Here is a 12561-nt window from a genome sequence, read left to right as displayed (position 1 = left end):
GATGAACACGATGGCGAGATCGCTGAAAGGCAGTCTGTCGAAGGGTTGGGAGATCTTTGCGGACCGGAACGTCGCGACGCATGTTCCTTTCTACGTCCCGATCGAAAACGGCATGATCCGCCTGAAGAACGACTGCCTCGTCTCGACCCTGAAGCTCACCGGCTTTTCCTTCGAGACGGCCGACATCGAAACGATCAATATGCTGCAGCGGCAGCGCAACGCCGCCTTCCGTGCGATTTCCTCGATCGGCAGCTTCGCACTTTATACTCATGTGGTCAGACGTAAGGTCGCGCCATCATTGCCGTCAGCCTTCATCGACCCCTTCATGGAGCGCCTCGATCACGTCTATCAGTCGAGCATCTCAAAGAACGAGATGTTCGTGAACGACACTTATGTCTCGCTGGTCGTGCGCCCCATGTTCCGGAAGGGATCCGCGCTTTCCCGCCTCATGGGCGCAGGCGGTACGACCGTGCGCAAGGAACAGTTCCGCGCGATGCGCGACAAGCTGGTCGAGGCAACGCGAGCGCTGGAGAAATCGCTTTCCGTCTATGGGCCGAAGGTTCTTCGCGACGTGCAACGCGTACAGGCCGATCTCGGCGACAACAGAAAAGTCTTCCGCGATGTCTCCGAAGACATGATCGTCGAGGAGACAGCTCGCAAAGTCTGGTTCTCCGAACAATGCGAGTTCTTCTACACACTACTGAACGGCGGCCGCGTCCGACCGATCCGGCTTGGGAACATCCCGATCGACGAGATGCTGCCGGCGCGCCGAACGTCGATCGGCAATCGCATCATCCACCTGCAGGGCGATATACCGGACGATGACCGATATGCGGCGATGGTCTCCTTGAAGGAGTATCCGCCGGAGACCGGCGCCGGCATGCTCGACTATATCCTCAAACTGCCATTTGAGCTGGTGCTGACACAGTCGATGTCCTTTGTCGACGACATGGCGGCGCGCAGCCGGATCGAACGGCTGGACCGGCAGATGTCGAAAGCCGACGAAGGCGGATCGAGTGTCCAGGCCAATCTCGATATCGCCCGGGACGAACTTGCCCGCAAGCGGGTTGCCTTCACCGAACATCACCTCACCGTTATGCCGGTCGCCAAAACCACTGCCCAGCTTGACGATGCGGTGGCGCTGGTTGGCAACGAACTTGGCGCGCTCGGCGCCTCCTATGTCCGCGAGGACCTGAATGCAGAGCCGGCCTACTGGGCGCAGCTACCCGGCAATCAGGCCTATATCGCCCGGCGAGCCTTAATCTCCACGCTGAACTGCGCCGGCTTGAGCAGCTTTCACGCCTATCCCTACGGCAGGCCTGACGGCAACCACTGGGGGCCGGCGATCACGATCTTCGAAACGACGTCAGGCACGCCCTTCTTCTTCAACTTCCACCAGGGCGACGTCGGGCACACGACCGTCTTCGGCCCGACCGGCTCCGGTAAGACCGTCATCATGGCCTTCCTGATCCTGCAGGCCTACCGCGTCAGCCCCCGGCTGAAGACGATCGTCTTCGACAAGGACCGTGGTCTCGATATTATGGTGCGAGCGGCGGGCGGAACCTACATGTCGCTCGAGCCCGGCCAGCCGTCGGGATGGAATCCGCTGCTGCTCGACGATACCGAGGAGAACCGCGTTTTCCTCTATGGGCTTCTGAGCTTCATGCTGAAGCCCTCCAAGGAAGGCGAAAGCCTGACCCCGCAGGAAGAGACGATCATCCGCAACGCAATAAAGTCCGTCCTCAAGACGAAAGACAGGTCATATCGTCGTCTTTCGTCGCTGCGGGCGCTGCTCGCCGGCAGTGAGCGGACCGAAGGCAGCCTGATCGCCCGGCTCGACAAATGGGTCGACAAGGGTCCCTACGCCTGGCTCTTCGACAACGCGGCCGACGATCTCGATATCTCGCGACCGATGATCGGCTTCGACATGACGTCGATCCTTGATGATCCGACGGTGCGCACCGCAGCCCTTCTCTACATGTTCCACCGCTTGGACGCGATTTACGACGGCAAGGCGCCGATCATCAACCTGATGGACGAAGCCTGGAAGCTGCTCGACGACGACGAGTTCAAGCGCACCATGAAAGATTATTTCAAGACCATCCGAAAACGAAATGGTCTCGTCATCTTCGGCACGCAGTCGGCCGACGACGTTGTGCGTTCGAGTGTTAGCCGCACGATCATTGAACAGACGTCGACCAACATCTTCTTTGCCAATCCCAAGGCTGACGAAAACTCCTACATGGAGCATTTCGGCCTGTCGCGAGCAGAATTCGACTGGGTCAAGAACGGCGATCCGAGTTCGCGTTTCATGCTGATCAAGCAGGCAAAAAGCAGCGTGATCGCGCGCGTCGACATGTCCCACATGCCGGAGTTCATCAAGGTGCTTTCGGGCCGCGAGGAGACGGTGCGCGAGGTCGAGATGTTGCTCGACGAGTACGGCGACGATCCAAAGAACTGGCTTTCGAAATTCTGCGACTGGGATGGGGTGACGGTCGATGAAGCACGCAAAGCACCTTGAGGGAGCCGCAGCCGGCGCACTGGCTCTTGTTCTCATCCTCCCAGTCGGCACAAGCCATGCGCAAGTGCCGGTCATCGACCAGGCCCGCCAGAAGATCCAGCAGGCGACTGAGAACTGGTATCAGTCCTATCAGGCCGATACGCGCAAGGTCAAAGGCGCCTCGGGCGGAACGACCGATAGCGTCGCGCCCGGTCAGGGGTCGGGCGCACCGGCCGATTGCTCCGCCGACGGCATGGCTGGAGACACTGCGCCGGCAGCGCCGTCGTCTCGCACTCCAAGCCAGCAGGAAGTCGCCAGCATGGTGCAACAGGAGGCAATCCGGCAGGGCGTCGATCCGAATTTCGCGATGGCGATCGCCGAGCAGGAGTCGCGTTTCCGCCAGTCGGCGCGGTCAGCGGTTGGCGCCACCGGTGTCATGCAGCTGATGCCGGGGACCGCCGCGCAGCTCGACGTCAACCCCTATGACACACGCGACAATATTCGGGGGGGCGTCAAATACATCAAGCAGCTCCAGGGAATGTTCGGAGACCGCTATGATCTCATCGCCGCCGGTTACAATGCCGGTCCGTATCGGCAGTCGCTGCAGAACGGTCAGATCCCCAACATCCCCGAGACGCAGGACTACGTCAAAAAGGTCTCCGCCTACTATGCCCGTAACAAGGCCCAGAACGGTGATAACACCCCGTCGGAGAGTACAGCCGAGCCAGAAGCCGCGAGCTACCCAAACGGCTGCGGCGAGCAGCTGAAGAAGGCGGTCGACCGAAACACGCAGGCGCAGATCGAACGCGGTTCGGTTTGGAACGAGCTGCTTGGGAAATCGATAGCTGCGAACCAGCAGTACCTGCAGCGGCTTCAGTCTGGCCTGCAATCGTCATCGGCAGGTTTGCGGGGCATTGGTGGCGGAAATTCGAAAGACCATGACGGCTCGCTTGTCATGGCTGAGATCCGGTGCCCGACCAATATCATCGATACAGGCGGCACGCGTTGCTTCGCTGTCCCGTCCAACGCCACCACCGAACAGATCCAGCACTGGCTGTCCGACCTGCAGGATGAGGCACGTGCTAATGGCGCGGTCGCGACCTTCACGGCGTTGCAGGATCCAGCGCTCGGCCTCGTCACGGTCGTCGATTCCAGGCCGACGTCAAACTGAGAACAGGAGAGGTTAGACACATGAAGACAGCAGTGATCGCAGCGGCGCTCGCCATCGTTTCCGTCCCTCAGGCCTATGCACAAGTACCCGTCAAGGACTCGGAAAACATCTCGATCAGCGAAGAGATCAAACGGCTTTCGTCAGAGATCCAGCAGGACACGTCAGTCGTCAAAGACAACACCACGAAGACCCTGGCGGCGATCACTGGCGACCGAACGCAGGATGCGAGCCAGTTTGCCAAGCTCGCGACCGGCAATGGCTTCACCATGGGACAGGCGCCGGATTTCAGCACGGTGTTGTCGAGCAACGCAGCCGTGTTCGGAGGGATTGGCGGTCAATTCCAGAATACGGCGGCCAAGCTGATCAACGGCCTCAACCTCGTGAAGATGGTGGTCGATACCGTCAAGGGCGGTGAGCTCTCAGGCGCCAATCAAGCCTATTCCCAAGGGATCAATGCGCTGACGACACTGACCGCGCTCACCGACGCGATGAACAGCGCCACCAAGGACCGGCAGAATTCGTTCATGCAGGCCACCCAACAGATCGGGACGGCGAAGGACCTGAAAGGGGCGCTGGAGCAGAACACCCAAATGGTGCTGCAGGGTAATCAGACAGCCAACGAGGCTGTCGGCTCGCTCAACAGCCAGGTCATGTTGCTGAACCAACAATATAAGGCCGCCCTTGCAACCTCGTCGCAGAACCTCAAGACCTTCGCGCCCCTACCGGACAGCGTCATGCGTGATGGGGGAACGGCGCCACAGGGGACGTCCGTTCGCGATCAGCTGAAAGCCTTCGAGGATCAGAACCAGTGAGGGCATTTCTTGTGTTGGGGCTGGCCGGTGCTCTGCTCGCCGGCTGCGCCGGAAAGTACGAACAGCTGGCGAAATGCTCGGCCGATGAAAACCCAGTGCCAGCCCTCGGCTTCGTACCCGAGCCCAAGATCACCGCCGCTGAGAATGCGCTCGCGGGCGCCGTTAAAGACGATTGCGGCCCGATGCGATCGGTCAATAATTTCCAGGATGACACATGGATCCCGTCAGCTACGCGATAAACTTCTATGGCGATGCGCTTCGATACTTCGACAAGATCAACGAGGCGTCGCTGGAGCGGGCCTGGGGGCTGTTTGCCGAGAACAGAAACCTCGTTTCCGGCATCCTGGCGATCTTTCTGATCCTCTATTTCCTCTGGGGCGCGCTCGGGCTATCGAGCCTTTCCCTTCAGGACATGGCGATCACTGCCTTCAAGATCACACTCGCCTATACTCTCATCATGTCCTGGGCGCTCTTCTACGACAATATTGGACAGTTCGTGCTGTCGGCGCCGCAGGATCTCGGATCGGCCATATCCTCGGCGATGGGTGGTCAATCGGCCGGCGCGGACATTGCCAGCCAAGTCGCTTCGATGGCGCGTAAGGTCTACGACTTTGCCATGCAGCTCTTTAATTCCTACGAATCCGGATGGCTGCCGAATGTGACGGGTGCCGTCGTTGTCTTTATCGTGCTGGTCTTCGGCCTCCTGCCTATGCTGCTGATCCTCACCGGCGTCACGCTCTTCGCCAAGATGATCACCGCCGTCATGCTTGCAATCGGTCCGATCGCCATCCTCTGCTATTTCTTCGGCATGACCCGCTTCGTCTTCGACGCGTGGGTAAGGGGCGTCGCCTACGGCATGTTCATGCTGCTCTTCACCTATATCATGGCCGGCCTGTCCTTTGGTTTTCTTATCGGCATGATGGACACCATCAACGGTGACATGGCCACCAAGGAGAACGCACTGGCGATCGTGCTCGCCATGGTGCTCTACCTCGCGCTGATCTCCTATTTCATCTTTCAGGTACCGGATTTTGCGCGCACCTTCGCTTACGGGGCGGCCCTCTCCGGCGTCCCGGGGGGAGGTGGCGTGGATACAGCCTACGACGCCGCGCGCAGACGCCTCTCTTCGAGCAATTCCCGTGCTGCCCAGGCCGCAGCTATTGGGCTCGGCACACTTGCCGGCCCCAGTGGTGCCGTCGCGGCTGCGGCACTTGCTGGCCGCGGCGGTGTCGCGGGTGTCGGAGCGCTGGGTCGAATGCTCACCTATCGCCGCCGCAACAGCGAATGACGCGGATTGCGGCAAGGATCAGCGATTTTACTCATTGCGACTTCGAGGTTTGAAACTTGGCATTGTTCAAAAGGCAATTGAAAGCTGCGCCGGCCGATCGTGCGCCGGGACCCCAAGAGATCTACGATCAGCACCTCTCTTGGGGCGAGAAAAACCGGTCACTACGGACGCTGATCGGCCTCATCCTGTTGGTCTTTGCAGTTGCGGGCTGGGTCGTCGCCGGCGTTCTGTCCTTTTCCGTCGCGCAGCTCTTTCCACTGGTGCGCACCGAGGTCGTGCCGCTCATCGTCGACAAGAACAGCGGTTACATGGAGACGGTGACCACACTCGATAAGGACCGGTCGAACGTATCGGAAATCCAGGCCGTTCGCGCCTCCTTTGTCGGTAACTACGTCATTCGCCGTGAGACCTACGACCCTCGTTATCTCTCGGAAAACTTCGATATGATCGCCCTTTGGTCGGACCCGGATTCGCCGGCCTTCAAGGACTATTCGGAATGGATGAACCCTTCCAATCCGAGAGGTCCGGTCAAGACCATGGGAGCAACGGGCGAGATCCGACCCGAAATTCTGTCCGTCAATCCGCTCAATGCGACCACGATGTCGGTGCGCTTCGAAACCCGGGAACGGCGCCGCGGCGGCGACGTCGTCAATCGCTGGTCGGCGACGATCCGCTACCGCCAGATCAATCTGCCCGCGAGTAACAGGGTCCGGCTCTATAACCCCCTCGGCTTTGTCGTCACCGAGTACGTCAAGGTTCCGGAGACGATGCCGTCGGGGCTCACACCATGAGGCGGGTCGGGGTCGGAATAATGCTGTCACTGTTGCTGACGGCCTCTTCGGTTCATGCGGAATTGATTGCCCGGCCTGGCAGGCTCGATCCGCGCGTGCGGACCTTGCCCTATTCGGCCGAACAGGTCTTCGTCGTCACCGGGACTTACGGGATGGTAACGACCATTCTCTTCGGTGCGGACGAGGAGGTTACACAGGTGGTCGCAGGTGACACGGTTTCCTGGCAGATCCTGACATCGGCTGACCGGCGCTCACTCACCCTCAAGCCGATGGAGAAGGATGCGCCGACAAACCTGTCGGTGGTGACAACGAAACGAACCTACTCGTTCGACCTTGAGGTCAATGACAGCAGGTCCATCCAGAACCAGACCTTCAAGCTGCGGTTCATTTATCCGGAGGATGCCGGGTTGAAGGGCACGGCCGAACTGTGGAAGCAGGCGCAGGACGCAGAACGCAATCCCAACATCAAGAACATCCGCCGCGACAAGGTCAATTACGACTATGGCTTCAAGGGCAGCGATACCGCCAAGCCCTTGTGGGTGTTCGATGACGGTCTGAAGACCTTCATGAAATTCACCGGGGATGTGCCGGCGATCTTCATTGTCGATAACAAACGGCGCGAGAGCCTCGTCAATTATCGCCGTGAGGCCGACTATATCGTCATCGACACGGTCTCGCGGCAGTGGACGCTTCGTTACGGTACCGAGAGCGAGACCTGCCTGTTTAATCTCAGGACTGCTCCAGCCGACGTGCCGGCGCCCATCGAGGGTGCCGTGGCGCCGAAGCGCCTGGGCTCGGCTGGCTCAAGCTTACCATCAAAATCACGATAGGGAGGCACGATGTCTGATCCGAACTATCATTCGATAGACAATGACACCGCCATCGGAGGTCAGGTGAGGCGCTCCGGGGTTGGGTTGATGCGACCGATCGCCGTGGCGGCGGCGGTCGCTGGTGTTGGTGTCGTCCTCTATTTCCTTCTTTCCGGCGGCGAGCGGGAACCGGCGATCGACAATACGCCACATGAAGAGTTCCGCCCGATCCAGGCGCCTAGAAACGAGGGCTTCAGCCCGCCGGCGCCGCCGCCTTTGCCGACGGTGCAGGTGCCGGAGGCGCCACCCCCACCGCCACCCCCGCCACCGGCACCCGTCATTCCGGCCCCAGCCCAGGTCGCGCCGCCGGTCGATGTCGATTGCTCAAGGGGGAAGAATCCGGACGATCCTAAATGCATCGAGCTTGCCCGGCAGGCAAAACTGCTTGAGCGTGTGCGCTCAACAGCTGTCGTCTTCGATCAATCGGAACGCGGAGGCGGTGCCGCAGCCGCTTCGTCAGACGCCACTGGAGCCGGCTTGTTCGGCGCGAACGGCTCGACGGCCACGCCCGTCGGCGCGCCCTCGGATGCAGCTGGCGCTGTCGATGGTGATCGCGCCTTCCTGAAGGCCATGGGAGGGCAGGGGGTTCAGGTGTCGGTTGCCGCCGAGAACCGCCGTATCGATGCCTGGATTCCACAGGGGACGATTATCCGCGGCACATTGGAGACGGCGATCAATTCCGACCTCGCCGGCATGGTGAAAGCGATTGTCCGCCAGGATGTCTACTCCTTCGACGGCCGGCGCATCCTGATCCCGGCCGGCTCCTCGCTGATCGGCGATTATAAATCCGGTGTCGAACGCGGGCAGGAGCGCCTGTTCATCGTTTGGACGCGGATGATCCGAGGCGACGGCGTTTCGGTCCAACTCGGCTCTTATGGCACGGATCGTCTCGGCCGCTCCGGCATGACAGGGGTCGTCGACCGGAAATATTGGGAACGGTTTGGTCCGCCGGCGCTGATGACGATGATCGGCGGGGTCACGCAATATATTGCCCAGCTTGGTCAGAAACAGGATCGAAATATCACGATCGTCAATACAGACGGAACCGTGTCCAGCATTCCGCAGGACAATGGAACGACCTCACAGGATCGGGCGCGCGAGATCGCCGCAGAGACGATCGCATCGGGCATTCAACAACTTGCAACCGAAGCTTTCCAGGACACGCGCAACATCCGGCCCACGATCCATATCGCCCAAGGCTCCGACATCACCGTCTTCGTCACCCGGGACCTTGATTTCTCGGATCTCTATCCGGACCCGGTGCGCGAAGAGTTCGATCGTTTGCGCAGAAAGAGGGCTGGGAAATGAACGCGCATCCATCGATCTCAGCCGAACAGCACTTTCTCTCCGAGGCGCTAGACCCCATTAGGCAGTTTCTCGACGATCCCGCCGTGGTCGAGATTTCCTGTCAGCGCAGCAATGAGATCTGGCTCGAGCGGATCGGCCGGCTCAGCATGATCAGGCGAGAGGTCGAGGGCCTCGATCAGGAGGCGATCCGCCACATGGCATCGCGCGCGGCCTCGTTCACGAAGCAGACCATCAATGCCGAGAATCCGCTGCTGTCGGCGACACTCACCAACGGCGAGCGCGTCCAGTTCGTGCTCAACCCGACCTCCGCCACCGGACATGCATTTTCGATCCGCAAGCAATTCATCCGACGCTTCGATCTCGACGACTATGAGAAAGCAGGCGCCTTCCGCTTCACCAAGGTCACAGGTGACGACTATATCGATGACGTCGATATTGAGCTGTCGCGCCTGCTGCGGACGGGACAGGCACGGGCGTTTCTGGAGCTTGCTGCGATCAACCATCGCAGTATGCTGATTTCGGGCGGTACGTCCACCGGCAAGACGACCTTCCTCAATACGATGCTGACGGCCATTCCCAACCATGAGCGTTTCATCCTCATGCAGGACACGGCCGAGCTCGAACCGCGCCAGGAAAACGTCGTCTCGCTACTGGTCTCGAAGGGCGCCCAGGGCGAGGCGCGGGTAACGATGACCGACCTTCTGGCCTCCGCGCTTCGTTTGAGGCCAGACCGGATCTTCATGGGTGAGCTTCGAGGCGACGAGGCATTCGACTTCCTGAATGCGATCAACACCGGGCACCCGGGATCGATGTCGACCATTCACGCAAACTCGCCGCATCACGCCTTTAACCGGCTATCGACGCTGGTGCTGAACAGCAATGTCCGCATGGAGCGCGACGATATCATCCGCTACATGCGCTCGATCATCCCGATCGTGGTCCAATTGAAAAAGAGCGATGCTGCCGGCGGCCGCGGTGTCAGCGAGATCTATTTTGCCGACGAGGTGGACGAAGATGGCAAGCGTATCCACGGACGCAGAGGCTGAGCGCCCCAAATGGACGAAGCTCCAGGAGGCCTCGGCCTTCACCTTCCCAGTCGCCGTTCTCGGCGCCGTGGCGATATGGTTGATGTTCTTCACCCTGATCTACGAGGGCTACGTCACATCTTTCGGGTCGGCCTCCTATTACGATTATGTCGGGCAGGCACCCGTTTCAGATGGCATTGCCTACACATGGTCGATCATTCGCACGCGGAACACCATCGGGCTCTCGATCCTGGCGTTCGTTCTCGCTTCGCCGTTTCTCTTTTTCGTGCTGAGTCTCTGGATGCTGAAAGCGGGCAGGGCGTTATCACGCAAAATCCTCTATCTCCTGCATGTCAGGTCGATGTTCACCCTTGTCGCGCATACGGCACTGATATTTGCTGCCGCCTATGCCGCTGTCATTGTCTACGGCATGGCCTTTTATCTCGTCGCGAGTAAAGCCGGTGGCTTAACCGTAGTAGCGGACTATTATGGCGCTCACCTTGCGGCGATGTATCAGGCACCCTTTGGAGCCACCGACGCGGCCGGGACGTTCCAGCGGCCCCCACGGCAGACTGTGTTCGCCGCGCTCTCCGGTCTGGCGGCCGCTGGAGTCGCGGTTGGGTTTCCGATCGGGGCAGCAATCCAGAAGCGCCAGCGCATGATCATGGGAAAGGCACGACTGGCAACCCTGAAAGATGCCGCTGATTTTCGGTTGCGTGATAAGCACGGTATTGTACTCGGCCTTAAGCAAGGTCTTCTTCTGCGCAATGACGGCGACCAGCATGTGATGGTCATCGGCTCCCCGGGACAGGGCAAGTCGCGCGGCTTCGTCATTCCGACGATGATGAGTTTCAAGGGATCGCAGATGGTCCTCGACATGAGCGGTGAGCTATTCGAGGAGACTTCGGGTTATCTGAGGGGTCAGGGCTACGAGATTTTTCTACTGGCGCCAGGCTCCAAATTTACGGACGGCTATAACCCACTCGACCTCATCAGCGCCGACCCGAACCAGCGGATCACCGACCTGCAGAAGCTCACCCAGATGCTGTTGCCCGAGCGTCTGCGCTCTGATTCATCGGATTTCTGGGAAGAGAGCGCCAGGATCCTGCTGACAGCCATGCTGGGCTTCGTACTCGAATGCCCCGATACCCGCAAGTCGCTGAGCGAGCTCTACCGCATCCTCAATTCGATGTCGGATGAACGTAAGGCGATCATCCAGCTTCTGGAGAATTATGAGCCCGTTCTTTCCGATCAGACCCGCATGCAACTGACCAAATTCGCTGGTCGACATGAAAAGCTGGGCGAGGGGATTGCAGCGGAGATCGTTGCCAAGCTCAATTTTCTGCAGAATCCCCTCGTCGAAGCCCTGACCTCCATCACCACGATCCCGATCGACACCATCAGAAAGCGGAAAGTGGTGATTTTCGTCCAGGCCGACTGGAATGCGATGCAGATCTACGAGCGGCTGATTTCGATGTTTATCCAGCAGATGGCCGACAAGCTCGTGCAGATGGGGCCTTTGCGCAACGGCGAGCACGAGGTGCTGATGATGCTCGACGAGTTCGGCAATGGCGGGCGCATAGACACCGTCCTGACGCTTGCACCATTGATCCGCAAGAACGGCGTTCGCTTCGTCTTTATCCTGCAGGATGGCGCGCAGCTCGAACGACTGTATCAGCGGTCCGGGCAGAAGATCCTGATGGGCGCAGCGACAATCAAGTTGTTCATGAACTTCCAGAACCAGGAGGACGCGGCCGCCGTTTCTGGCGCAGCCGGCAGGACGACCGAGTGGGTCGAGCAATCCTCTTACTCACACCGCCATGGTCGCAGGCAACGATCGATCTCGAAGGTGCCGGTGTCTGTAGACCTGCTTCCCGTCAATACGCTGATGATGATGAAGCCGGAGGAGGCGATTCTCCAGGTTACGGGCATGCCGCTCATGCGCATCATGAAACTCGATTCCGGGGGCGAGCGGATGTTTTCGAAGGTGCGGAAGTTCAAGCCGATGACCAGACCGTGCATACAGCCGGTCGAATGGACGACCGCCGACACCGAAGCCTTTAAACGCGATGCCTCGCCGCCTGAAGTCGCTCTATCCCAGACAACCGACGATAAATTGCCGGCGGGTCGAGTGGTTGACTTTGGTGCCGTCAACAGACCGCAGCAGCCACAGAATGTTCGCTTCATCGTCAAGGAGGGCGTCCGACACGTCTATATTTCTTCGCTCGATGAACTTCGTCAGCGTCTGGATCTCGACGAAACGCGCGAAGCCGGACGGACGGAGGAAGAACTTCGAGACGACGAGCGTACCCAGGTGCGGGACAAGAAAATCGCGGCACCGGGCGGACACGGAGGCGACGGCGGGGCAGGAAGGGCGTCCGCCCCCATCCAAGTTGATGACTTCGAAATTGGGATAGATCAGGCGAAGTTGGATCGCAGTCGCTATCCGGGCTCGCCACGAGGACCAGGCAGTCGAGTGCAACGACCTTCGGGTAGTCAGAACGAAGCTGGAAATCCCCCCACCTCAGGCATCCTGCGACGGCAGGAGGTTCGTGGCGCCTTCGGGACGGACATTAAGGCCCTGAATGATGCAATTTTTGAGCAGGGGGACGTGGGCTCGTTCGACCCGATGGAGCTGAATGCGGATGTCGAGCTCCTGATCGGAACCCTCTCCGAGCGCCTGACGGAAGATAGCTCGAAAGCATTTCTGCGCGAATTTGCCGATCGCGCTCGCGATCCGCTGAGTGAAGAAGGACAGGAACACGACGACTTCGAAGACAGGTTTTCGTAAGCGGAA

The 12561-nt window shown here is 59.7% G+C and carries 10 protein-coding genes; all 10 read left to right on the top strand.

All coding sequences use genetic code 11. The annotated features are described in order from the left end of the window. Position 1 precedes the first annotated feature (1 nt). From BS627_RS03555 to BS627_RS03510, 10 genes are read left to right on the top strand one after another with little or no spacing between them, the layout of a single operon-like run. Entirely contained in the window at positions 2 to 2521 is a 2520-nt protein-coding gene (locus BS627_RS03555; protein ID WP_077981911.1) for a VirB4 family type IV secretion/conjugal transfer ATPase, read from the top strand. Beyond that, positions 2499 to 3671 carry a lytic transglycosylase domain-containing protein gene (locus BS627_RS03550; RefSeq protein WP_077981910.1) on the top strand — a complete coding sequence of 391 codons (1173 nt, stop codon included), beginning with the start codon at positions 2499 to 2501 and terminating at the stop codon, positions 3669 to 3671. The genes BS627_RS03555 and BS627_RS03550 overlap by 23 nt, the downstream gene beginning before the upstream one ends. 20 nt (positions 3672 to 3691) lie before the next feature. Further along, positions 3692 to 4483: a conjugal transfer protein gene (locus tag BS627_RS03545; protein WP_077981909.1), complete on the top strand. Its 792-nt coding sequence runs from the start codon at positions 3692 to 3694 to the stop codon at positions 4481 to 4483. Beyond that, complete coding sequence (locus BS627_RS03540) at positions 4480 to 4722, top strand: hypothetical protein (protein WP_077981908.1); 243 nt, start codon at positions 4480 to 4482, stop codon at positions 4720 to 4722. The genes BS627_RS03545 and BS627_RS03540 overlap by 4 nt, the downstream gene beginning before the upstream one ends. Next, positions 4698 to 5771: a TrbL/VirB6 family protein gene (locus BS627_RS03535; protein ID WP_077981907.1), complete on the top strand. Its 1074-nt coding sequence runs from the start codon at positions 4698 to 4700 to the stop codon at positions 5769 to 5771. Before BS627_RS03540 ends, BS627_RS03535 begins: the two co-directional genes overlap by 25 nt. 56 nt (positions 5772 to 5827) lie before the next feature. Beyond that, the gene (locus tag BS627_RS03530) at positions 5828 to 6562 is read left to right on the top strand and encodes a VirB8 family type IV secretion system protein (RefSeq protein ID WP_077981906.1); all 735 of its coding nucleotides are present in this window, start codon (positions 5828 to 5830) and stop codon (positions 6560 to 6562) included. A 20-nt stretch (positions 6563 to 6582) separates the two neighbouring features. Further along, positions 6583 to 7392, top strand: coding sequence for a TrbG/VirB9 family P-type conjugative transfer protein (locus BS627_RS03525; RefSeq protein ID WP_245306979.1), 810 nt, complete (start codon positions 6583 to 6585; stop codon positions 7390 to 7392). 9 nt (positions 7393 to 7401) lie between these two features. After that, the gene (virB10, locus tag BS627_RS03520; protein ID WP_077981904.1) at positions 7402 to 8739 is read left to right on the top strand and encodes a type IV secretion system protein VirB10; all 1338 of its coding nucleotides are present in this window, start codon (positions 7402 to 7404) and stop codon (positions 8737 to 8739) included. After that, positions 8736 to 9785 (top strand): P-type DNA transfer ATPase VirB11, encoded by a 1050-nt coding sequence (gene virB11 / locus BS627_RS03515; RefSeq protein WP_077981903.1) that lies wholly within the window; start codon positions 8736 to 8738, stop codon positions 9783 to 9785. Before virB10 ends, virB11 begins: the two co-directional genes overlap by 4 nt. Continuing rightward, a complete protein-coding gene (locus BS627_RS03510) occupies positions 9754 to 12555 on the top strand; it encodes a type IV secretory system conjugative DNA transfer family protein (protein ID WP_077981902.1) in 2802 nt (933 codons plus the stop codon). The genes virB11 and BS627_RS03510 overlap by 32 nt, the downstream gene beginning before the upstream one ends. Positions 12556 to 12561: the final 6 nt, after the last annotated feature.

Source organism: Agrobacterium salinitolerans (genome assembly GCF_002008225.1).
GTDB classification, from domain to species: Bacteria; Pseudomonadota; Alphaproteobacteria; order Rhizobiales; family Rhizobiaceae; genus Agrobacterium; species Agrobacterium salinitolerans.
This window is presented reverse-complemented; position numbering and strand designations above follow the sequence as displayed.

Excerpts from the sequence above, each read along its gene's own strand:
- BS627_RS03555 (WP_077981911.1), top strand. The coding sequence starts at position 2 with ATGAACACGATGGCGAGATCGCTGAAAGGCAGTCTGTCGAAGGGTTGG.
- BS627_RS03550 (WP_077981910.1), top strand. The coding sequence starts at position 2,499 with ATGAAGCACGCAAAGCACCTTGAGGGAGCCGCAGCCGGCGCACTGGCT.
- BS627_RS03545 (WP_077981909.1), top strand. The coding sequence starts at position 3,692 with ATGAAGACAGCAGTGATCGCAGCGGCGCTCGCCATCGTTTCCGTCCCT.
- BS627_RS03535 (WP_077981907.1), top strand. The coding sequence starts at position 4,698 with ATGGATCCCGTCAGCTACGCGATAAACTTCTATGGCGATGCGCTTCGA.
- BS627_RS03525 (WP_245306979.1), top strand. The coding sequence starts at position 6,583 with ATGCTGTCACTGTTGCTGACGGCCTCTTCGGTTCATGCGGAATTGATT.
- virB10 (WP_077981904.1), top strand. The coding sequence starts at position 7,402 with ATGTCTGATCCGAACTATCATTCGATAGACAATGACACCGCCATCGGA.
- virB11 (WP_077981903.1), top strand. The coding sequence starts at position 8,736 with ATGAACGCGCATCCATCGATCTCAGCCGAACAGCACTTTCTCTCCGAG.
- BS627_RS03510 (WP_077981902.1), top strand. The coding sequence starts at position 9,754 with ATGGCAAGCGTATCCACGGACGCAGAGGCTGAGCGCCCCAAATGGACG.